This is a genomic window from Chloracidobacterium sp. D (assembly GCF_018304685.1).
GTDB classification, from domain to species: domain Bacteria; phylum Acidobacteriota; class Blastocatellia; order Chloracidobacteriales; family Chloracidobacteriaceae; genus Chloracidobacterium; species Chloracidobacterium thermophilum.
Genome location: NZ_CP072635.1, coordinates 28,197 through 52,378, shown reverse-complemented (window position 1 = coordinate 52,378; position 24,182 = coordinate 28,197). Strand labels below are relative to the sequence as shown.

Genomic DNA, 24,182 nt, shown 5'->3' with positions numbered 1-24,182 from the left:
CCTCGAAGCCTTCTGGCATCTGGCGTATTACCGGGAAGAGCTTTCGGCGCCGCCCCGGCGCGTGAACTATGCCGCGCTGGATGTCGAAGAACTCGGTTCGGTCTATGAGAGCCTGCTCGACTACCACCCGCAGATTGACATGTCGGGAAGGGTGCCCCGCTTTGAGTTGGCGTCCGGGTCAGAACGCAAGAGTACGGGTTCCTACTACACCCCGCCGGAACTCGTGGCGGAACTCATCCGTTCGGCGCTCGAACCGGTACTGGAAGAACGGCTGGCCGAGGCCAGGCGAATGGCGGATGAGCTACAGCGAGTGGCGAATGGCGAATGGCGAGTGGTGCGTCAGATGATTATCGAACGCTTTGGAGAACGCCATGGCAATTCAATCCTATCAAGACTTGGAAGTCTGGCAGAAAGCGATGCACCTGGCAGAACAGGTGTATCAGCTCACCGCGAGCTTCCCGCGAGAGGAACTGTTCGGGCTGACGAGCCAGATGCGGCGGGCAGCAGCCTCGGTTCCAGCGAACATCGCGGAGGGGTGGGCCCGGCGGGGAACGAAGGAGTTTCTTCATTTTCTCAACATCGCGGCGGGCAGCCTGAGAGAGCTGGAAACTTACACTTTGCTGGCACAGCGGGTGGGACTGGCGGCTCCGGTGACAACCCAGCCGATACTGGACTGGATTCATGTACTCAGCAAACAGATGGTGAATCTTCAGCGCAGTCTCAGGAGGAGTTAGTTCCCCACTCGCCACCCGCCCCTGAACCACTCGCCACTCGCCACTCACCACTCGCCTCATCCCCACTCGCCACTCGCTACTCACCACTCGCCACTCGCTACTCGCCACTCGCCACTCGCCACTCACCACTCGCCCAAGCCCTCGCCGAACACACCCTGCTCTCCCTCCGCGTCCTTGACCCCGCCTGCGGTTCGGGACATTTCCTGCTGGCGGCGGCGCGGCGGCTGGGCAAGGAACTGGCCAGAATCCGTACCGGCAAAGACGAGCCTGATCCCGATCACGTCCGCGAGGCGATCCGCGACGTGGTGGCCCGCTGCCTCTACGGCGTGGACAAAAACCCGTTGGCCGTGGAGCTGTGCCGCGTGGCCCTGTGGCTGGAAGCGCACTGTGTGGGTAAGCCTCTCACCTTTCTGGACCACCACATCAAGTGCGGCGACTCGCTGGTTGGTGTCCTTGATCTGGCGGTTCTGGAAAGGGGCATCCCCGATGAAGCCTTCGCTCCGGTCAGCGCCGATGACAAATCGGCGGCTGCCGCTCTCAAAAAGCAGAACAAAAAGGAACGTCACGATCTGGAGACCAGGCAGGGGCAACTTCCGTTCGACCCGACCGACATGCTGGCCGGGCTGCGGGAGCAGCGCCAGCAGATCGAAGCCATCGCCGATGACTCGCCCGCCGACGTACGCCGCAAGAAAAGCCTCTACGATGACTATGACCGGGACCCGCAGCGCCGGAAGCTGGCTGAAGCGTGCCACCTGTGGACCGCCGCCTTCTTTCAACGCCTGAAGCCGGGAGCCGCCCCGTCCGCCATCACCACCCAGGTCATCACGGACCATCTCGCCGACCGGCGGCATCCCCAGGCGGTGGCCATCGCGGAAGCCCTCGCCGTGCAGCAGCACTTCTTTCACTGGCCGCTGGAGTTCCCGGAGGTGTTTGGCGGGGAAGCGAGTGGCGAATGGCGAGTGGCGAGTGGTGGGGAGGCGAGTGGTTCAGAAGCGAGTGGTGAGTGGCGAGTGGCGAGTGGTAGGGGCGACTCGCGGGTCGCCCGTACTAGCGGGCAGCGAGTCGTAGGGGTAGTTCCGGGAACTGCCCGTACTAGCGAGCAGCGAGTAGCAGGGGAAGCGAGTAGCGAGCAGCGAGTAGCGAGTAGTGATCAACCACTCGCCACTCGCCACTCACCACTCGCTCCCTCCGCCACTCGCCACTCACCACTCGCATCTTCCACCGGCTTCGATGTGGTGCTCTCCAATCCGCCATGGGAGCGCATCAAGCTGCAGGAAGAGGAATTCTTTGCCGGGCGCGACGCCCGGATTGCCCAGGCGCCGAACGCGGCCGCCCGCAAACGACTGATTGCCGGGCTGCCCACGACCAACCCGGACCTCTGGCACGCCTACCAGCGCGCCCTGCACATGGCGGAAAGCGCCAGCCGCTTCCTGCGCGGGAGCAGACAGTACCCTCTGACCGGCCGCGGCGACATCAACACCTATTCCGTGTTTGCCGAGCGCATCCGGTGTCTGCTGTCATCTGCCGGGCGGGCCGGCATCATCCTGCCGACCGGCATTGCCACCGACGACACCAACAAATCCTTCTTCGCCGACCTTGTGGAAAAAGGTCATCTTGTCAGTCTGTTTGATTTTGAAAACCGGGAAGCCATCTTCCCGGCCGTGCACCGCAGTTACAAGTTCTGCCTGCTTACCCTGACCGGCGGGAGTGAGGAAGTGGGTAGCGAACAGGGAGCGAGTAGCGAGCGGCGAGTAGCGAGTAGCGAGCAAGGAGCGAGCAGCGAGCAGCGAGTAGCGAGTGAAGCGAGTAGCGAGCAGCGAGTAGCGAGTAGCGATCAACCACTCGCCACTCGCCATTCGCCACTCGCCAATTCCGCCACTCGCCACTCACTACTCGCTTTTTTCGCCACCCGCGCCGAACATCTCCGCGACCCGCGCCGCGTCTTCAGCCTGACCGCGGCCGACATCGCCCGCATCAACCCCAACACGCGCACCCTGCCGGTCTTCCGTACCCGGCAGGATGCCGACCTGACCCGGGCTATCTACGAGCGGGTCCCGGTGCTGATCAATGAGCGTGAGGTGAGTGGCGAAGTGGTGAATGGCGAAATAGCGAATAGCGAAAAGGGCGAAGTAGCGAATAGCGAAGTAGCGAATAGCGAAACAGCCATTCGCCATTCGCCATCTGCTATTCGCCCATCTCGCCATTCGCCATCTGCCATTCGCCCAGCCGCCCAGCCGAATCCCTGGGGCGTGCGTTTTCTGCGCATGTTTGACATGTCCAACGACTCGCACCTCTTCCGCACCCGCACGGAACTGGAAAAAGAGGGCTACCGGCTGGTTGGGAACCGGTTTGTGAAGGAAGCGAGTGGCGAGCAGCGAGTAGCGAGTAGTGAGAAAGCGAGTCGCGAGCAGCGAGTAGCGAGTTGTAAGGAAGCGAGTGGCGAGCGGCGAGTGGCGAGTAGTAATTCACCACTCGCTACTCGCGACTCACTACTCGCCAATTCCGCCACTCGCCACTCCTCACTCGCCAACACCTATCTTCCCCTCTACGAAGCCAAGATGATCTGGCACTACGACCATCGCTACGGCACGTATGAAGGGGTAAGTTCACGTTCCGGCACGCAATTACCAACTCCAAGTGATGCTCAACATGCCGACCCGCAGTTTGTGGTGCAGCCGTGGTACTGGGTGCCGGCGGAAGAAGTCGCGGCCCGTCTGGGCGACTGGCAGCGCGGCTGGCTGCTTGGCTTCCGCGATGTGACCAACGCCACCAACGAACGCACCGCCATCTTCAGCCTGCTGCCCAGAGTTGGGGTAGGGAACAATCTGCCAATACTCCTGTGCCAAGAGAGCAACCACGTGCTGGTCTGTTGTCTATTATGCAATCTTAATACTCAGGTATTCGATTACGTAACACGGCAGAAAATTGCCGGGGTACACATGAACTTTTTCCTTGTGAGCCAACTTCCTGTCCTGCCGCCTGCGGCCTACACCCCGGAAGACCTGCGTTTTATCGTCCCGCGCGTACTGGAACTGACGTACACCGCCTGGGACATGCAGCCCTTTGCCGACGATGTGTGGCAGGAAGCCGATGATACGCTGCGTGCCGCCATCCGTACCCAATGGGAAGCCAACCGCAGGGAAGCGAATGGCGAGTGGCGAGTAGCGAGTGGGAGAGAAGCGAGTAGCGAGCAGCGAGTGGCGAGTAGTAATTCACCACTCGCTACTCGCGACTCACTACTCGCCAATTCCGCCACTCGCCATTCGCCACTCGCCAATTCCGCCACTCGCCACTCACCACTCGCCTCTGAACCACTCGCCCCCTTCATCTGGAACGCTGCCCGCCGGGCGCAGATTCGCGCCGAACTCGATGCGTATTACGCCCGGCTGTACGGCCTGACACGCAAGCAACTGCGGTACATCCTCGATCCGGCTGACCTGACGGAACGCGAACTGGAAGACATCCTCGACCCGTGGGAAGAGAGAGGGGCGGATAGCGAAGTAGCGAGTAGCGAGCAGCCACTCGCCACTCGCCACTCACCACTCGCTCCTGAACCACTCGCCACTCGCCATTCGCCACTCGCTCCTTCCGCCACTCGCCATTCGCCAACTTCCCATTCGCCATCCGCCCACACCTTCCCCGGCGAAACCTTCCGGGTGCTGAAGGAAAAGGAAATCCGGCAGTTTGGCGAGTATCGCACCCGGCGGCTGGTGTTGGAAGCATGGGCAAGACTCACCGGCAGCGGGAATGGCTGACGATGTTCCGTATCGCCGATGCGCATGCGCGGCTGGTGCATCGCACTGACACCTGGATTTCCTGCCGATGCCCGACGCGCCCTTTCACGACACCGGCTACAAGGCGCTGTTCAGCCTGCCGGAACTGGTTCAGCAACTCATTGAAGGGTTTGTCACGCCGGACATTGCCCAACTGCTGGACTTCTCCACACTGGAACTGGTGGCGGGCAGTTTTGTCACTCCGGCAATGCAGTCATGTGAAGAGGATGTCGTCTGGCGGGTGAAGATGGCCGACACGACGCTGTACCTGTATCTGCTGCTGGAGTTTCAGTCCACGCCCGACGCGGCGATGCCGGTGCGGATGGTGCAGTACGTGGCGGCGCTGTACGACTCACTCATCAAGGAGAAGCGGGTTGACCCGCGTCGGCTGCCGCCGGTGCTGCCGGTGGTGCTGTACAACGGGGAGCGGCGGTGGCGGGTGGCGACGGATGTTGGGGAGGTGATTGAGTGTCCGCCGGTGTTGCGTCCGTACCAGCCACGGCTGCGGTACTATCTGCTGGACGAGGGGGCGTACAGCGACCGCGAACTGGCCGGGGTACGGAACGTGGTGGCGGGGATATTTGCGCTGGAGAATGCGGAGGGCAAGGAAGAGGCGCTGGCGGTGGTGGGGCGCATCAGCGAGGCGCTGAAGGCGTTGCCGAACCGGGAGCGGATCGACCGGGTGTTGACGCAGTGGGTGAAGCGGTACTTGCAGCGGCTGCATCCTGGGGCGATGATGGCGGTGGAGGAGACTTTGGAGACGGGAGAAGGGACGATGCTGGCGACGAACGTACAGAAGTGGGCGGAAGAGCTGCTGCGGGAAGGCAGACAGCAGGGCATGCAGCAGGGGATACAGGAAGGCATGCAGCAGGGGCTGCAGCAGGGCATCCACAGAGGTCAGCACGAGGGCAAGCTGTGGGCGTTGCAGCAACTGCTCCGGGTACGGTTTCCAGAAGCCGACCTGACGCCCTACCAGTCCCGCCTGGACGCTGCCACCGACGCCGAACTGGAACGTCTGCTGACCAAAGCCGCCACCGCCGCCACCCCCGATGCGGTCTTTGCGACGGAATAACCGCACGCGGCTGCCCGCCGATGACCGACGCCCCCTTTCACGACACCGGCTACAAGGCGCTGTTCAGCCTGCCGGAGCTTGTCCAGCAACTGATTGAAGGCTTTGTCACCCCGGACATCGCCCAACTCCTCGACTTCTCCACGCTGGAACTGGTGGCGGGCAGTTTTGTCACCCCGGCGATGCAGTCGCGGGAAGAGGATGTCGTCTGGCGGGTGAAGATGGCCGACACGATGCTGTACCTGTACCTGCTGCTGGAGTTTCAGTCCACGCCCGACGCGGCGATGCCGGTGCGGATGGTGCAGTACGTGGCGGCGCTGTACGACTCACTCATCAAGGAGAAGCGGGTTGACCCGCGTCGGCTGCCGCCGGTGTTGCCGGTGGTGTTGTACAACGGGGAGCGGCGGTGGCGGGTGGCGACGGACATTGGGGAGGTGATTGAGTGTCCGCCGGTGTTGCGTGTGTATCAGCCGCGGCTGCGGTACTACCTGCTGGACGAGGGGGCGTACAGCGACCACGAACTGGCAGCGGTACGGAACGTGGTGGCGGGGATATTTGCGTTGGAGAATGCGGAGGGGAAGGAAGAGGCGCTGGCGGTGGTGAGGCGGATAGGGGAGGCGTTGCAGGCGTTGCCGAACCGGGAGCGGATTGACCGGGTGCTGACGCAGTGGGTGAAGCGGTACTTGCAGCGGGTGCATCCTGGGGCGATGATGGCGGTGGAGGAGACTTTGGAGACGGGAGAAGGGACGATGCTGGCGACGAACGTACAGAAGTGGGCGGAAGCGTTGTTGCGGGAAGGTGTGCAGCAGGGCTTGCAGCAGGGGCTACAACAGGGCATGCAGCAGGGCGTCCATCGTGGTCAGCACGAGGGCAAGCTGTGGGCGTTGCGGCAACTGCTCCGGGTACGGTTTCCAGAAGCCGACCTGACGCCCTACCAGTCCCGCCTGGACGCTGCCACTGACGCCGAACTGGAACGTCTGCTGACCAAAGCCGCCACGGCCGCTACACTCGAAGAAGTCTTTGCGACACCATAGCGCGGCGGACCCATCCCAAGGCCATGGGCGTCGCTGTAGAAAAGGCTTCGCAGGGTAGTGCCGATGTCCACCATCTTTGACCTCCACTCCGCCGTTCTGGACGACTACCAAAACTTCGTCCGCTCGTTTTTCCTCATTGCCGATGACCGGGCGCGGGCATTCGTGGACCGGTCAATGGAAGAAGAGGGCTATCTCTGGCCCGAACCGCTGGTGCAGTTGAGCCCCGCCTACGCTTCCGGGCCGACCGTTGATGAACTGGCCAGCACCGGTCACATCACGCGGGAGACAGCACGTATCTTCCGCCTTGAGGACGGACACCCTTTTCGCCTTCACCGCCACCAGGAAGAAGCGATTGACAAAGCCGCACGGGGCGAAAGCTTTGTCGTCACCAGCGGCACCGGTTCGGGAAAGAGTCTCTGCTACTTTCTGCCCATCATTGACAGCCTGATCCGCCATCCCGACACCGGCGGGCGAGCCGCGGCGCTGGTCATCTACCCGATGAATGCGCTGGTCAATTCCCAGTTCCAGGCCCTGGACGCGCTCAAGGAGCGTTATGAACGCACCTCCGGCCGCCCCTTTCCGGTGCACTTTGCCAAATACACGGGAGAAACTTCTGAAGCCGCGCGCGAGAAGATACGGCTCAACCCGCCACAGATTCTGCTCACCAACTACGTCATGGCGGAACTGCTGCTGGTACGGCCCGAAGATCAGCGGTTTCTGGAGCAGATCGCGAATGGCGAACGGCAGAGCAAGGTAGAAGCCACACTGCCACCGGCGATTCGCCACGCACCATTCGCCGACCGGGGTTTACGCTTTCTGGTCTTCGACGAACTGCACACCTACCGGGGCCGGCAGGGGGCGGACGTGGCCATGCTCGTTCGCCGGCTCAAAGAACGTTGTGCCGGGGACGGCCTGTTACACATCGGCACCAGCGCCACCATGATCTCGCGGCCGGATGCCACCGCCGAAGAGCGTCGGCAAAGCGTCGCCGATTTTGCCAAGCGCTTCTTCGGTCATCATTTCGGGCCGGAGCATGTCATCGAAGAAACCCTTGCGCCTTTCACCGAAGGCGGCCCGCCGACCGCGGAAGAACTGAAAGCTGCCGTCGGGACGCCCCTGCCCGGCGACATGTCCGCGCTGCGCGGCCACCCCCTCATGCGCTGGCTGGAATATGAACTCGGCATCGAACAAAGCCCCGATGGCACACTCAAGCGCCGTACGCCACGCGAGCTTTCCAAAGTAGCCGAACAACTTGCCGCGCTGACCGGCGGCGATGTCCAGCGTTGCACCGACGCCCTGCGCAAACTGCTGGCGCACGCCAGCCGCCTCCAACGGGAGGGCCGCACCCGGGCGCCAGCGTTCAAGCTCCATCAGTTCATCGCTCAGGGTCGGACGCTCTATGCCACCGTGGAAACACACGAAGCACGGCGGTTTTCACTTGAAGGGCAGGTCCAGGCCGGCGAAGACAAGCTGTTTTTTCCAGTCAAATTCTGCCGCCAGTGCGGGCAGGACTATTACCATGCCGTGCAGCAGGAAGAGCGATTTTTGCCCCATCCGGTAGGGACAGAACCGGATGGGGACGACGCGCAGGCTGGGTATCTGATGCTGGCCCCCGGCGAGGGTGACTGGTCACGGGAACAGCTTCCCGAAGACTGGTTCAAGGCTGACGGCAAACTGAGTCCGACTTGGAAGGAGCGGGTGCCGCAGGCGGTCTGGGTCCGGCCGGACGGAGCGTATTCCCCCTTCCCGCAGGATGGAGCGCAGAAGATGTGGTGGCAGCCACACCCGTTTTCCCTGTGCCTTGGCTGTGGTGAGTACTACACCGGGCGGGAGCGCGATTTTGTCAAGTTTGCCTCACTCTCAAGCGAAGGACGCTCCAGCGCCACGACGATCCTTGCCAACTCCCTGCTGCGGCATGCGGCGCGCACCGGAGCGGCACGCGACAAACTGCTCACGTTTACGGACAACCGCCAGGACGCCTCACTGCAGGCCGGACACTTCAATGATTTCGTCCACGTGGCGCTTCTCCGGGCGGCGCTGTATGCGGCACTACGCCAATCCCCCGAACTTGCCTTTGACCGGGTGGCGGAAGCCGTCGTCCGTGCATCGGGGCTTGGTCTGGCCGACATCGCCCAGAATCCGGGCCTTGACCCGGAAACCCCGGCGGCCAGGGAAGTCTGGCAGACGTTTACCGACCTGACGGAATATCGGCTCTATGATGACCTGCGGCGGGGCTGGCGGGTGACACACCCCAACCTCGAACAGGTCGGGTTGCTCAGCATCGAGTACTACGGGCTGGAGACGCTCTGCCAAAGCCAAAAGCTGGTTGACCTTCATCCGTGGTTCAGGCAGGCCGCTGGTGAGGAACGGAAAACTCTTCTCCGGGCGGTGCTGGACCAATTCCGGCGCAAACTGGCCATCCGGGTTCGCGCACTGGAGGAAGATTTCCAGAAAAGCCTGCGCCGGCGTGCCGGGCAATACCTCAACGAGTTCTGGGGACTTGACCCGGAGGATGACGAACTGCGCCCGGCCAACCGCTTTGTCCGGCACCGTCCGTCAAGCCGTCAGGGACCAGGCTTTGGACTGAGCGCGCGCAGTCTCATTGGCCGCTTTCTCATCAAGCGCCTTGGGCTGAACGCCGAGGCGTACGACGAGTTTCTCGGCGCACTTCTTGCGCTTCTGGTCAGCCACGGACTGCTCGCCATCGAAACGGCAGGCAGCCAGCCGTGCTACCGACTCGATGCCTCATGTCTTCGCTGGTGTCTGGGACAGGGGACGCCGCCAGCTCCCGATCCCCTCTACTCACGACGCGCAGAAGCGGCGGGCTACGCGGTCCCTTCCCGTCCTGTCAACGCCTTCTTCCAGCATTTTTACCAGTCGGCGGCCGCCAGCCTGGCGGCGCTCGAAGCCAGAGAACACACGGCGCAGGTGGTCAGGCCCGGCGAGCGGGAGCGCCGCGAACGGCGCTTCCGTTGGGAGGGGCAGGACCAGACAAAAGAGGCGGAGACGGGTCGCCGACTGCCCTACCTCGTCTGCTCCCCGACCATGGAACTGGGCGTGGATATTGCCGATCTGGAGCTGGTGCATCTGCGTAACGTTCCGCCGACACCGGCCAACTACGCACAGCGCAGCGGACGTGCCGGACGGCAGGGACAACCCGGGCTGATCGTGACCTACTGCGGCGCGCTCAACAGCCATGACCAGTACTTTTTCCGCCGCCGTGCCGAAATGGTAGCCGGGCGAGTGCGACCGCCACGGCTGGATTTGGCCAACGAGTCGCTGCTGCGCGCGCACATCCATGCGGTCTGGCTGGCGCACGTACGCCTGCCCCTGAAGAACTCGATTGAAACCGTCATTGATACCGAACAGATCACAGACCTGCCTCTGCACGAAGAGGTAAAAGCCCAGATTCAGCTTTCTGAACCGATCCGCCAGCACATCGGGCAGCGCGTGCGCGCCCTGCTCGCGGCCGACCGTGAAGTTCTCGCCAGAAGCGGCTGGTTCAGCGACCGCTGGGTGCGGCATGTCATCGAAGAGGCCCCCCGCGAATTTGACCGGGCGTTTGACCGCTGGCGGGAACTCTACCGGGCGGCCACCCGCCAGTTGCAGGCGGCCCAGGCTGCCCTGGAGCGCGCCCGCAGCAACGATGACCAGCAGGAAGCCAATCGCCGCCAGCAGGAAGCCGTACGCCAGCGCAACCTGCTCCTGCAGATCGGAACCAGGTATGAAGAAGGGGACTTTTATCCCTACCGGTATCTGGCCAGTGAAGGTTTTTTGCCCGGCTACAACTTTCCGGCGCTGCCGGTGCGCGCCTGGGTGCCACGCAGCAGTGAAGGTGAATTCATTGCCCGGCCGCGGTCGCTGGCGATCCGGGAGTTTGCGCCCCACAACTTTCTCTATCACGAGGGACGCCAGTGGGAATCAGTGGCCTTCCAGACGCCTCCGGGCGGACTGGATGAACGCCGGTACAGCCAGAAACTATGTCTGACCTGTGGCGCTTTTGCCGACCCGCACGACGATGGCTGTCCCGTCTGCCACACCCGGTTCGACGGTTCCAACAGTCTGGTTGCCCCTTTGCTGGATATGCCCAACGTGCGGATGAAACGCCGCGCGCGCATTACGGCCGATGAGGAGGAACGCCGCCGGCGGGGGTACGAGCTGCAAACGTTTTTCCAGTTTGCCCCGGAAGGTTCCGGCCACCGTGTCCAGGAAGCCGATGTGGTCAGCGGACAAACGCCGCTGCTGCGCCTGGTCTATGCCCCGTCGGCGACGCTGCTCCGCGTCAATCACGGCTGGCGCGGCTCAGAAGTCAAAGGCTTCCTGGTTGACTTTGAAAGTGGCGAGGTCATTTCGTCGGCTGACAAGCCGAGTCATCCTTCCCGTCCGCACCGTCTGGAACGCATCCGATTGGCGGTACGCATGACGCAGAACGTCCTGATCGTACGCCCGGCCCAACCCGAACAGTGCGCGGATCAGACGCTGGAAGCCACCCTGCGCTACGCCCTCAAGCGGGGCATTGAAGAGACCTTCGAGCTGGAAGAGACGGAACTGGCGGCCGAGCCCATCGGCGACGGGGAGCACCGGGCCATGCTGCTGTACGAAACAGCCGAAGGCGGAGCAGGTGTCCTGCGGAGATTTGTGGAAGAGGCAACCACGCTGGCTGAGGTGGCGCGTGCCGCGCTTGAGATTTGTCACTTTGAACTCCGGGAGGACGGCCTGAGCGACACCCGACCGGATTGCCGCGCGGCGTGCTACGAGTGCCTGTTGAGCTTCGCCAACCAGCATGAAGCGCTCAAACTCAACCGGCACCACATCCGGGAGTTGCTGTTCAACCTGGCCGCCGGCCGTACGGAGCCGCGGGTGAGAGGCAAAACGCGCAACGAACACCTGGCGTGGCTGCGGTCCCTCACCGATTCCCGCTCCGAACTTGAACGGCGGTTGCTTGACGCGCTTGCCGAAGGCGGCTACCGGCTACCTGACGATGCGCAGAAGCGGATTGCCGAGCCGGCCTGTGTGGCAGACTTTTTCTATGAACCCAATGTCTGTGTGTTCTGCGATGGCTCAGTGCACGACGAGCCAGCCCAGGCTGCGTGGGACCGTGAGATACGCGCGGAACTCGTGCGCTGTGGCTACCGCGTGCTCGTCGTGCGCTATGATTGCGACATCCGGGAAGCACTGGCCGGTTATCCCGATGTGTTCGGCCGCGCCGGGCAAGGCTGAGCAGAGTTCTTCGAGCCTGACAAACACCCGGCAGGCAGCGTGCGGCATTCAGGAATATTGCACAAAACCACGCTTCCGAATGGATTGAAGAAGGCAAGATGGTCAAGCCCAATCGGACGCATCAATCATTTAGGAGTAGCGGGATCACCAGCCAAGCTTCCGGGTGAAGCATCGAAAGCTGTTGTGGTCTATGGCTTCCCGATGCGTGCCGAGATGCCCAGGAAGGTCCGAATTGACATCCCTGTGCGCACCGCGTCTCCTTTTTGACTACGGCGCACTGATTGGGAAAACCGCGAAGCTGCCGCACGGATCAGTCTCAATTACGATGTGGCTATTTCTACCGCGCTCGTGCTTTCCCAGGAGTATCAGACACGAAATACCCGTTTCTGATGAATATTCGCCATGAGAGTGTAACCGTATGAACGAGGCCGAAGCGTTGTTGGGAAAGGCGAAGGAAAGTCTTGACACAGCATGAATTTTCCTGCACAAAGTTACCCTGATTTTTTGGCTTCCGTGCCTAATACACTATGTTCCATGCTGCTGCGGACTTGCTTGTCATTGCAAGCCAACCAATCGTACCGAAAGCATTCAGCCATTACAGTGTGTTTGAACGGGAATATACCAAGCTAGAACCGTTCGATCTCAGGCTTTACCTGGCTTGTTAGCTGCGCATAATCGCCGCAGTATTGGCGACTGAGTATTGAAATGCAGTATTCTCATTGCAGAAACCCTGCTGGTCAGGTAGGTATGTAGCAAAGAAAAAAGATAAGTCAGATAATTTGAAGCCCTAAGAACAGGCAGGAAACAAGAGCGACAAACAAGTACACATTGCAGGTTTGCCTGAACGAGTCATACAGGCTTGTCTATACAGCGCTAGCCGAATTAGCTCAAGGAAAAAATCCATGCAAAACACAAACGAAAACAAGTTCTTTGAGAAGCTGAGAGAAGTATTCATAGGTGTGCCGGTAGAAGGCGAATCAGGCTATATCAACCTGATGCGCATCAAGGCGCGCTACTTCGAAAAAGTGATGGAGCCACGCCTGCGAAAAGAGATAGACAACGCCCTCAAACCCTTCCCCGACTTCCGCGAAGAGCTGTTCGACAAACTCTACACCTTCTTCCGACGCTACTTCACCGAAAGCGGCTCCATCGGCTTCTTCTTCACCCCCTACCACCAAAGCGTCTACGAGCAGGTCTACACCAACGAGCAGGATGTGGTGCTGTTCTGGAAGACCGCCCGCCTCTACTATGTCAAAACCGACCGCCTGTTCCAGAGCATGACGGTGGAAGTGGACGGCTTCCGCTTCCACTTCGATGTCTCGCAACTGGAGCATAAACGCGCCAACGAGAAGCGCGAACTCATCTACGCCTATAAGGAGCGCCAGCAAGATGGCGCCATCGTCTTCACGGTTCACTACTCCGAGAAGGGACGGAAGACCAAGATCGACGACATCCGCCGCGCCATTCGCGACGCGCTGGGCTTGGAACACTATACCGACGCCGTGCCCACCGAAGAGACCCTGCAGAGGGCGTTCCGAATCTTCGAGCGTCAAAGCGAGGTGGACTACTTTCTGTGCAAGGACGCCAAAAGCTTCCTGCGCGAGCAGTTCGACCTGTGGATGTGGCAGTACCTGCTGGGTAAGCCTGGCGAAGAGCCACAAACCAAGTGGACAGAGAGCCGTCTTGCGCAGCTGCAAGCCCTCAAGCGCATCGCTTACCGCGTGATTGACTACATCGCCGCCTTTGAGGACGAGCTGGTCAAAATCTGGAACAAGCCGAAGTTCGTGCTGAACAGCCACTATGTGATTACGCTGGATCGGATAGCGGCACAACCTGGTGGGATGACGATGCTGGAGCGGCTGTGGGCGCACCCGAATATGGAGACGCAACTTCAAGAGTGGCGCGAGCTGGGGATGGTGGACGACAAATTCCAGAAGGAGCATGTCTGGGAGCATAATCTGGTGGACGGAAAACACCTGCACCCCCGCTACCGCTACCTGCCGATTGACACCAAGCACTTCCCCGACCTGGAGCTGCCGATTGTCGCCCTCTTTGATAATCTCGACGAGGCACTCGACGGCTGGCTCATCAAGGGCGAAAACTATCAGGCGTTGAATACAATCCTGCCGAAGTTTCGGGGGAAGGTACAGACGATTTACATAGACCCGCCGTACAATACAGGCATTTCAGAGATAGATTATATTAACAGGTTCAAAAGTTCTTCTTGGCTTTCGATGATTGAAAACAGAATTACAATAGGTAGGCAATTCTTAACCAATAACGGGTTACTGTGCATGACAATAGACCATGTTGAGCTGCACAATGCTCGCTGTCTCATAAGCGCAATATTTGGGGAGGACAATGTACTTGGGCTGGTATCAATCGTAAATAATCCATCGGGTCGTTCAACGGTCAAGGGATTTTCTGTTGCAAACGAATACGCTATCTTCGTTGGTGACTCAGAGCATAGTATGATTGGAATGCTTCCAAGAACTGAAGAACAGAAATCACAATATAAGTTGGAAGATAAAAAAGGACCATATCAGTGGCGTAATTTTATGCGTGCTGGTGGGGCAAATGATTTTCGCGCTGCACGTCCAAAATTGTTTTATCCATTAGTAGTTGATAAAAACAAAAAAACAATTCGCATACCTAATTTGGAATGGAATCATCAAAATTCTTCATGGGTCATGAAAGATAGTCTAGCACCAGATGAACAAGTTGTTTATCCCAATGCCGGTGGTGTTGAATACACATGGAGACTAGGCATCGAAACCCTGAGAGAGAAGCTCTCCGATCTACGAGTTCGCCAACCGAGCAAAGATAGGAGTGTAATAATTGAGATAAAGTTTCGTCCCGATAGTGATGGTGTTTTACCGAAAACCATCTGGGACAACAAACTTTATAATGCAACCGCTTATGGGACTTCTTTACTGCGTGAAATTATGGGTAAACCACAAGCATTTAGTTTCCCGAAATCTGTTTATGCTGTGAGCGACTGTATCCGTGTCTGTACCTCTGACAAAAATGCCCATGTCCTTGATTTCTTCGCAGGCTCAGGCACGACTGCCCACGCCGTTATCAATCTGAATCGTGAAGACGGTGGTAGGCGGAAGTATATTCTGGTGGAGATGGCGGATTACTTCTACACAGTGCTTCTACCGCGTGTCAAAAAGGTGGTCTTTTCGGACAAGTGGAAAGACGGCAAGGCGCAGCCCGACGGTAAGGGAATTAGCCACTTCGTGAAATACTACGAACTCGAACAGTTCGAAGACGCGCTGCGCCGCACGCGCTATGCGGAGGACGACCTCTTTACCCCACCTGCAAACGAAGATCCCTGCCAGTACATCTTCCTGCGCGACCTGAAGATGCTGGAGGCGTTGGAAGTAAATCTGGAACAGGGCACGGTGCAGCTGGACTTGAGCAAGCTGTACGAGAACATCGACCTGCCGGAAACCCTCTCAAATCTCACAGGCAAGTGGATACGGCGCATCGAGCCTGACCCGAACGACCCGCGCGTGCCTGTCGCGGTCGAGTTCGCTGACGGCGAGCGGGTAGAATTGCGCTCGCTGGACTGGCGTCGGATTAAGCCGCTGATTTGGTGGTGACTATGATGCGTATCTATCTCCAACAGATGGTAGAGGACATTCCTGACGACCTTCTGCCCGAAGCATGGGCGGACCACGACCTTGCGTTTTTCTCCCACACGAAACGCCTGTATGACTACCAGCAGCAAGCCCTGTGCAACGCGCTCAAAGCGCTGTGGAAGTATTACTGGGGCGTTGAATCCTCCCTCACCCCAGCCCTCTCCCCCCTTACTAAGGGGGGAGAGGGTGCAGGGAGTGGGGGGATTCACACAACGCGCCCACTCAACCAGAAATTTTGGCAATGGTATCTCGACAACGGGCTTTCGGAAGACCTTTCCATAGAGCCGAAATCCACCTTCGCTGACTTGCTCCGAGAGTATTACGCCGGTTATATCGACGCGCAGACGGGCAAAATCGCCAAAATCGCCTACGAAGAGTTTATCAACCGCATGGGCTTCTGGATGGCGACGGGCAGCGGCAAAACGCTGGTCATCGTGAAGCTTATCGAGCTGCTGGGGCGATTGCGGCGTCTTGGCGAAGTGCCGCCGTGCGATATTCTGTTTCTCACCCACCGCAACGACCTCATCGAACAGCTCAGGCGCCATGTGGCGGAGTTCAATACAAGCCACAGTGACACGCCGATTGTGCTGCATGAGCTGAAAGACTACGCCGCGGTCAAGCGCGAGCAATCTTCCCTGTTCCAGGAACAGGGGATCACCGTCTTTTACTACCGTTCTGACAACCTCAGCGCCCAGCAGAAGGAAAAGATTTTAGACTTCTGCAACTACGACAATGACGGAAAATGGTTTGTGTTGCTGGACGAGGCCCACAAAGGCGACCGCGAAGACTCCAAGCGCCAACACATCTACTCGATCCTCTCGCGCAATGGCTTTCTGTTCAACTTCTCGGCCACCTTTACCGACCCACGCGATATTGCCACTACGGTCTATAACTTCAATCTTTCGGAGTACATCCGCAGGGGCTACGGCAAGCATCTGTTGGTGCTGCAACAAGAGCTACGCGCCTTCAAAGACAAATCAGAAGATTACACAGGCGACGAGAAACGCAAGTTGGTACTGAAGATGCTGATGTTGCTGGCGTACGCGCGGAAGATGCGTGAAGAGAAGGTTGTGCCTGCTGGCAACGGACTTTACCACCGCCCCCTCATGCTGGTATTGGTCAACTCCGTCAACACACAAGACGCTGATTTGGAGCTGTTCTTCCGCGAACTGGAACAAATTGCCCGCCAGAGAGTAGATAAAACCACCTGGCAGTCAGCTAAGGATGAGCTTGGGCAAGAACTCAAACAATCGCCTGCGTTCCTTTTTGAGGACGAGCGCGTGAAAGTTGACCGTAGCGTGTGGGATGGGCTCTCGCCTGAAGACATCCGTTGCTATGTGTTCAACGCTGGCGGCGGGGGGGAGATTGAGGTTCTTCTGCGTCCCTCCAACCGTCAAGAAATGGCGTTCAAGCTCAAGGCGGCTGACCGTCCCTTCGCCCTCATCAAGATTGGCGACATCTCCGCATGGCTCAAGCAGAAACTCTCCGGTTACGAGATTGCCGAGCGATTTGATGATGAAAGCCTCTTTGCACGCCTGAACGAAGACGACTCGGACATCAACATCCTGATGGGCTCGCGCTCTTTCTATGAAGGCTGGGACTCTAACCGCCCGAATGTGCTTTGCTACATCAACATCGGCACAGGCGCGGACGCCCAGAAGTTCATTCTGCAGTCGGTAGGGCGCGGGGTGCGGATTGAGCCAATCAAAAACAAGCGCAAGCGACTGCTCCCCCTCTACAACGCAGGGGAAGTAGAGCAGAATCTGTTCCAAAGGCTCAAGGACGCTGTGCAGCCGTTGGAGACGCTGTTCATCTTCGGCACGAACCGCACTGCGCTGCAGACCGTTCTGGAAAACCTGCAGAAGGAGCGCCCCAAAGAGCAGTGGCGGACGCTGGATGTCTTCAAGGTGAACCCAGAAGCGGAAAAGGCGTGCCTGCTCATTCCCGTCTACAAGCCCGCCAGCGCGCCGCGGGCACAGCAGAACCTTATCGCCAAGTTCGAGATCGCGCGGGATGAGCTTGATGCACTTCGAGCGTTTGTGCAGGGCGCGGATGACCGTGTGCTGCTGGCACTTACGGACGCTGAGCCGAAACAGGTGAAGGTCTTGCGCGGCGCACTGCAGCAAAACAGCCTATTCACCAACAACGGGCGACAGTATGGCGACCTACGGCGATTACTGCGCCGTGTGGTGGACTATCTCGGCATCACCCCCGAAGAGGTAGACAGGCTCAAGTTACTGGAAGACGAAATCCGCCACTTCAAGCACATCACCGTGAGCTTGGAGGACATTAGCAAAGAAGACATTAGCGAACTGGAAACGAAGGTGAAGCGGGTAAAGGACTACCCCACCCAAGTAAAGGAGGTTCGGGAACTGTACGGGAAAGTCTCCCCAGAGGAGTATGAGCAGCGGTCTCGAGAAATCAGTCGTGTGGAGGAGTTTACACGTGACGGCAAGCGCATCACGATCAAGCACATCGCCCGACACTACTACCTCCCCATCGTGTTGAGTGAAGATGGCAAGGCGGACTACATCCGACACATCATCAAGACCGAAAGCGAGGTGAAGTTTATCAAGGATTTAGAGGCGTACCTCAGCCAACCCAACAATGAGTTCCAGCAGTTTGACTGGTGGTTTTTCAGCAAGTTGGACGAGAGTCTGGACGAAGTGTACATTCCCTACTATGACCCGAAGACGAACCGCATAGCGCGCTTCAAGCCCGACTTTATCTTCTGGCTGTGCAAAGATAAACGCTACCGGATTGCCTTTGTCGATCCTAAAGGCACAGAGCATGTGGACTACCGGCGGAAAATTGACGGCTATAGCGGTGTCTTTCTGCAGAAAGGACAACTGCACCCGTTGATGTGGAACGGCAAAACTGTGACGGTACATTTGTTTTTTTACACTGATAACATAGCAAAAGTCCCAACCTTAGATCAGCAGTTTTGGTGCGATTATGTAGGGGCATTACCAGAAAGACTGCTCGGTCAGAGCTAAAGCCGTTGCTTGCGTGGGGCAACACTACTTCAGCCGCACGTGAGGCCTCACGCTACGATCCAAACGTTACCTATGTCTCTATCTTTCTGAAGAGTTCCAGCCCGGAATAGGAGAACTATAGGAAAAAGCCGCACGGTGGCTCATTTTTCACCGTGCGGCTCAAATAGTGCGGCCTAGCCAATCACCGAACTAACGCCCCTTCTCGCGCAGCGCCGCCTGCACTTCTGGCGGCAGGTTCGTGAAGAACCGCATGTTGGTGGCACGCTCAATGTCAGCCACCGACACCCGGTAGTTTTCCCAGTTGTCGTTACGGATGCCCTGGCGGTTGGGCATGTCCACCGCGATGACCTGCGTATCCCGGTTGATGCGCTCCAAGTCATTGTCGCCCCGTGGGATGAGCACCACCACTTTCCAGACCCGTTCGGGAATGGCGATGTTGGCATCACCTCCCTGCCCCGGAATCCGGCCAATCTCACCGTAGCTGCCCATGATGGTGTAGGCTTCCATGTCGTTCTGGCGAATCTGATCGCGGACGTACCGCTCCATCCGCTCCCAAGGCCCCTGGTTGTTGTCCGGCGCCTGGGGAAGGACATTCGTCATCAGAAATGTGCCGTTGTTGGCCGCGCGCGAAGCTGTACGGTCGGCGCTCGGCAGGTGGTGCCCGCGGTCATAGCCGCTGCCGGTGTAGTCAAACGTCGTAACGCGCCGCCAGCCTTCGGGAAGCTGGTTGTCGGTGCTGTTTTCATCGAACTTGCCGCGCCCTTCGCGTCCGAGGTGTGACCGGTCGGTGTGCCAGGCCACCCAGTTCGGTTTGGCATCGGCCCGGTTGTACGAAGCCGTGAACTGATCGCGGACGATGAGGTAGTTGTTTTCCTGGCGCACATCCGGGACGGCATTCGAGGGATTGCCCAGCAGCAGCGGGCTGTTGTCCGGTGGCGGCGTCGGGCGCGGGGGCGCCGGCGGCGGCGTGCGGTCCGTGCCCGTGACCGACAGCGACCAGCTCCGCAGCGTTCCCACATCGGCCCGCTCGCGGTCTTCCACGATGAGCGTCCATTCGCCCTTGGCGTCCGTTCCGTTGAAATCGGAGGGGTTGGCCGTGAAGCTGACCGTACCGTTGCCCCGCCCGCCTTCACGGTTGCGCAGTGTCACTTCCTGTCCCTGAGGCGAACGCAGCCTGACTACCAGATCGCTGGCGTAGGTGTGGGCAATGTTGACATCCACGCGCACGCCGGTTGTCTTCAGGTCGTCATTGATGGCAATCGTCGAGGTTGTTGTCTGAAAGTCACGGATGGACGCATTCGGCGTGGCCGTTTGCATCACGGTACGGCCGCCGGTTGCCGGTGGCGGCTCCGGCGCGGGACGGATGCCGGTCAGTGCCAGCGACCAGTTACGCAGTGTGCCGACATCGCCGCCAGCGCGGTCTTCGACCACCAGCGTCCAGTTGCCTTTGGTTGAAACCCCGTTGAAATCGGTGGGGTTGGCTGTGAAGCTGACCGTACCGGTGCCGCGTCCGCCCTCACGATTGCGCAGCAGCACTTCGCGCCCTTCGGGCGAGCGCAGCTTGACCACCAGATCGCTGGCATAGCTGTGCGCGATGTTGACATCCACGCGCACGCCGGTTGTTTTCAAATCCTCGGTGATGGCAATCGTGGAAGTTGTTGTCTGGAAGTCACGGATGGCGGCGTTGGGGGCGGCTGAGGCCGTTACCGTCTGGGTATTGCCGGCTGTGGCAGCCGCAGACGTGGCAGCCGTGGGCGCGGCCGTAGGCGCAGCAGCCGGACGGAACATCGAGAAGAGGTTGGCACGCAGTCGGTCAGCCTGGTTGAAACCTACCCGTGCTGTGTGGGCCGCATCGAGCGAAGTCGGGCTGAACGTTGTCGGGCGTGCCGGCGTTGTTTCGGAGGGGGTTGGCGCCGGTTGGGAGCGCGTCCGGGGAGCAATGGACTGGTCTTCCACCCGCGCACGTTGCAGACGGGAGACAAGGGCAGCGAAGGGATTACCGATGCGCGACATGACAAACCTTTCAAAAAGACCACAGGGGCGAATAAAAAATTCAGGTAACGGCTCCGGCGCCGGGTGGCCCCACACAGGGGCGTTCCACATGGGGTTATCGCCCCGGCCAGGCGCGTGTTGCGTCTGGCTAAGTCTTTTCTGGAAAAATAGTTAGGCACCCAACAGGAAAGTAAACCAGAGGTTACAGAAAGGGCTTTTACAGCAGCTCACGATACAAAAATGAAACACCCCTGAGAGCCTCACACCTGACCTGACATACCTGGTGCTTACTGCCAGCAGCGCTGATATGAAGTCAGGACAGCCCCGAAGGCCAACGGCAAGGAACTGCCAAAATATGCTACATGCTACCCGCCCTGGGACTGTCCTTGAGGGCCAGAATTTTTGATGTACCGGGAAACGAGGAAACAAACGGATGTCGCGCCGTTCGTGGTTTGCCAGGCTGTTCCTCAAGGATGAGGAACTCTACTTCTTCGGCGTCCAGCTCGTCATTCGCGCCTTCGGCGAAGACACCCTCCGCCGGCGGCTGGCCACGGTCGTGGCCGACCCGGATGGCGATCTTCAGGATGTTGCCGCCAAGCAGCGTTACTTCAAGCGCATTGTGGCCCTGCTGCTCGAACAGGAACCCTACTGGACGCACGCCTACTGGGAATATGTTACCGGCGAGGAAGGACAGACCATGTTCGAGGAATGGTCGGCAGAACTGGCGGCTTCCTCGGCAACCGAAGATGAAGAAGTCGGCGACGACGTGGACCAGATGCGCCGTCTCTCCAACCGCAAGGACTACGTCGCGGCAACCATTCTGCTGCTGCTGAGCGTCCCATACCCGCCCGGTGAGGCCGTCACCGATGAGCGGCGCTACTGGCAGCGTGAAACCCTGCGCTCGCTCGTCAACGGCATTCTGTACGTCAACCCGGAGACGATTCTGGCCGACGCCGTGTTCGTCATGCCGGGCAGTCCCGAAGACGGCCTCTCCGAAGAAGACCTCCTGACGGGCGGGTGGAGTCACCTGCGCGTCATCATGTGAGTTGCCCCCTATGTCCCTACGCTGGCCTGGCTTTTTTCCGGCGCTTCTGGTCACGTTGCTGTTTCCCTTGCTCAATCCGGCCCAGGACGGCGGACGCCCACGCCCGGCCACACCGCCGCTGCCCGACCCCGGCGATGAAATCGCCCTCGTTGCTGACTCGCGGGGTGTTGTGTTCAGTGTCGTGGACGAGCGCGGGCGCATCGTCTCCAACCTGCAAGCCTCTGACTTCGAGCTTTATGAAGACGGACAGCGACAGACCATTGACCTTTTTCGCACAAGCAACGAACTGCCGCTGATGCTGGCCGTCCTGCTGGACACCAGCGACAGCCAGGCGTCGCTTTTGCCGGCCGAAAAACGCGCTGTGGATGTGTTCTTCGATGCGTTTTTCCGCCCCGGCAAAGACTACGGCGCGCTGGCGACCTTTGGCGGCGAAGTCCATCTCGTCAACGGACTGACCAGCCACCTCAAATCACTCAAAACCGCCCTCGGACGCATCGAACGCGAACAGCTTTTCCGCGATGAAGCCAACGGCACACCGCCCCTCGGCACGGCGCTCTATGACGCCCTCGACATCACCGGGCGCGAAATCCTTGAAGGACGCACCGCCCGGCGGGTCATCGGCAGCGGCGGCGCGCGCCGCGCCATTCGCCGGGCCATTTGCGTTCTGACCGACGGCCGCGACACCGCCAGCCAGCTTTCGCCGGGGCGCGTGGCGGCCAGTCTGCGCCGGCGCGGGATTGTCGTCTATGCGCTCGGTCTCGGCGACCGCTTCCGGTTCGGCGACGTGGACCGCGACGCCCTCGAACAGCTCTGCACCGCCACCGGGGGCAAGGCATTCTTCCCGACTGACGAAGCCGATCTGGAACGGAGCTTCAAACGCATCGTGGACGATCTCAGCGGGCAGTACATTGCCGTCTATCGCCCGACGGGGCCGCCCGGCGCAGCCGCCCGGCGGACGGTGGAGGTTCGTCCCCGCGACCGGCGGCTGCGGGTCTTTTCCCAAACCGAATACACTTCCGAGTACGACACCCCATGACAGAACCGACCATGCACCACAGGATAGGCCGGCTGTTCCTGGCCGCGGCCCTTAGCCTCGCTGCCCTGTGCCCGGCTGCGGCGCAGCAGCTTCCGCCCGTGCCGCGCAGCGATGTCACCTTTCGCACCGTCACCATCCGCTATCCGTTCGACCGCGAAGTGCGCATCCCAATGGTGGGCACCGAACGGTTCGGGGCAAATGTCAGCGGCGAGGCCGTCGTCGAACGGCGCAGCAGCATTACGAAAATCTCCCTGACGCTCAAACGGCTGCCCCGCCCGGCCACGGTCGGGCCGATGGCCGCCACATACGTCATGTGGGCCGTGACGCCCGAAGGCATCTGCGACAACCTAGGCGAATACCGCAAGCGGCAGAGCGACACACTCGACGGCTGGTTCGGCTCGGAAATCAGCACCACGACCCGTCACCGCAACTTCAGCCTGATCGTCACGGCCGAACCGCACTATCTGGTCACGTCGCCCTCGCGCCTCGTTGTGGCAGCCAATGCCGAAGTCCGTACCGGACAGGTTTTCGTTGCCGACAACGAAATTGACTTCTCCGGCGATGCCGACGTGGAAAACCGCATCGTCAGCCCGGAGCCACCAGCGGCTGGGCGCGATCCGCGCTATCCGCCGGAGCTGCTTCAGGCGCAGCGCGCCCGCGACATTGCCCGCTACTACGAGGCCGATCAGCTTGCCCCCCAACTGATGGCCGCCGCCGGCGATGCCTTTGCAGCCGCCGAAGACCTCTACCGCCGCGGCCGCCGCGATGAAGCCGCCGAAACGGCCGATACGGCCATCCGGCTGGCCGAGCGGGCGCGTCGCATTGCCACGGCGCGCCGCGCTGCCGAACGCCGCCGTCAGGAACTGGCAGCCAAGGATGATGTCATTGCCGAACTTCAGGATCGGGTCGGGCAGATTCCCACCCTGCAGGCGCAGCTCGACAACGAACGGCGGCTGCGGCGCGAAGTCGAGGCCGACCGGGAGCGCCTGCGCGATGCTTACAACCGGCTGGCGGCCGACAAAACGCAGGGGGATGCCAATACAGCCAGTTTGCGCGAGGAAATCCGCCGCCTGCGCAGCGAACTCGACCGCGCCCAGGCCGCAACCCGCGAAGCGCGCATCAAAGCCCTGCGGGAAGAACTGGCCCGTCTCTTTGGCGATGCCCGGTTTGAAGCGCGCGGCTCGGTGCTCGTACTGCCGGACAGCGATTTCATCACTACGCCCCGCCAGCCTATGGCTCTGACGCCAGCGGCAATGGCCAAACTCGACCGGCTGGTGGAGTTTCTGCGCCTGACGGAAGCCGCTGTCCGCATCGAAGCCTACAGCGACAACACCGGAACGGAACAAAGCCGCCAGGACTTCTGCCGTGAGCGCGGGCAACTCGTGCTGGGCTACCTGACGGCGCGCGGCATTCCAACCGAGCGCGTCCAGGCGTTTGCCATGGGCAACACCAATCCGCGCCAGCCAAACACCACGCCCCGCGGCCGGACCGCCAACCGGCGCGTCGAGCTGATTCTGCCGCCACCTTCCGAACTCGAAAGCGCCACGGCTACGCCATGATGGCCGACACGTAACCGGAACCCTTCCTGCCCTGTCCCAACGAGAGACAAGGCAGGAAGGCTCCCACAGAGCTTGAT

General features: G+C 60.2%; 11 protein-coding genes. 10 read left to right on the top strand and 1 reads right to left on the bottom strand.

Annotated elements, in window-relative coordinates; all coding sequences use genetic code 11:
• Positions 1-371 precede the first annotated feature (371 nt).
• The 7 genes from J8C01_RS11415 to J8C01_RS11380 all read left to right on the top strand — a co-directional run bounded on the left by J8C01_RS11415 (position 372) and on the right by J8C01_RS11380 (position 18,473).
• Positions 372-734 carry a four helix bundle protein gene (locus J8C01_RS11415; protein WP_211424028.1) on the top strand — a complete coding sequence of 121 codons (363 nt, stop codon included), beginning with the start codon at positions 372-374 and terminating at the stop codon, positions 732-734.
• Entirely contained in the window at positions 674-4,489 is a 3,816-nt protein-coding gene (locus tag J8C01_RS15630) for a DNA methyltransferase (protein ID WP_371821119.1), read from the top strand. The genes J8C01_RS11415 and J8C01_RS15630 overlap by 61 nt, the downstream gene beginning before the upstream one ends.
• 67 nt (positions 4,490-4,556) lie before the next feature.
• Positions 4,557-5,579: an Rpn family recombination-promoting nuclease/putative transposase gene (locus J8C01_RS11400; protein ID WP_211433018.1), complete on the top strand. Its 1,023-nt coding sequence runs from the start codon at positions 4,557-4,559 to the stop codon at positions 5,577-5,579.
• Positions 5,580-5,599: 20 nt separating this feature from the next.
• On the top strand, positions 5,600-6,610 hold the full coding sequence (locus tag J8C01_RS11395) for an Rpn family recombination-promoting nuclease/putative transposase (protein WP_211433017.1): 1,011 nt from the start codon (positions 5,600-5,602) through the stop codon (positions 6,608-6,610).
• 63 nt (positions 6,611-6,673) lie between these two features.
• Positions 6,674-11,830, top strand: coding sequence for a DEAD/DEAH box helicase (locus J8C01_RS11390; protein ID WP_211433016.1), 5,157 nt, complete (start codon positions 6,674-6,676; stop codon positions 11,828-11,830).
• A 902-nt stretch (positions 11,831-12,732) separates the two neighbouring features.
• Positions 12,733-15,438, top strand: a complete 2,706-nt coding sequence (locus J8C01_RS11385; RefSeq protein ID WP_211433015.1) for a site-specific DNA-methyltransferase — start codon at positions 12,733-12,735, stop codon at positions 15,436-15,438.
• Positions 15,439-15,440: 2 nt separating this feature from the next.
• Complete coding sequence (locus J8C01_RS11380; RefSeq protein ID WP_249355515.1) at positions 15,441-18,473, top strand: DEAD/DEAH box helicase family protein; 3,033 nt, start codon at positions 15,441-15,443, stop codon at positions 18,471-18,473.
• 189 nt (positions 18,474-18,662) lie between these two features.
• On the opposite strand, the gene J8C01_RS11375 is transcribed toward J8C01_RS11380, so the two are convergent.
• Positions 18,663-20,486, bottom strand: a complete 1,824-nt coding sequence (locus J8C01_RS11375; RefSeq protein WP_211433014.1) for a DNA/RNA non-specific endonuclease — start codon at positions 20,484-20,486, stop codon at positions 18,663-18,665.
• Between the two features lie 412 nt (positions 20,487-20,898).
• Between J8C01_RS11375 and J8C01_RS11370 the strand changes: the two genes are divergently transcribed.
• The 3 genes from J8C01_RS11370 to J8C01_RS11360 are packed head-to-tail and all read left to right on the top strand — an operon-like array spanning position 20,899 to position 24,105.
• Positions 20,899-21,510: a DUF1517 domain-containing protein gene (locus J8C01_RS11370; protein WP_211433013.1), complete on the top strand. Its 612-nt coding sequence runs from the start codon at positions 20,899-20,901 to the stop codon at positions 21,508-21,510.
• 10 nt (positions 21,511-21,520) lie between these two features.
• Positions 21,521-22,546 carry a VWA domain-containing protein gene (locus tag J8C01_RS11365; protein WP_211433012.1) on the top strand — a complete coding sequence of 342 codons (1,026 nt, stop codon included), beginning with the start codon at positions 21,521-21,523 and terminating at the stop codon, positions 22,544-22,546.
• On the top strand, positions 22,543-24,105 hold the full coding sequence (locus J8C01_RS11360) for an OmpA family protein (RefSeq protein ID WP_211433011.1): 1,563 nt from the start codon (positions 22,543-22,545) through the stop codon (positions 24,103-24,105). The genes J8C01_RS11365 and J8C01_RS11360 overlap by 4 nt, the downstream gene beginning before the upstream one ends.
• Positions 24,106-24,182: the final 77 nt, after the last annotated feature.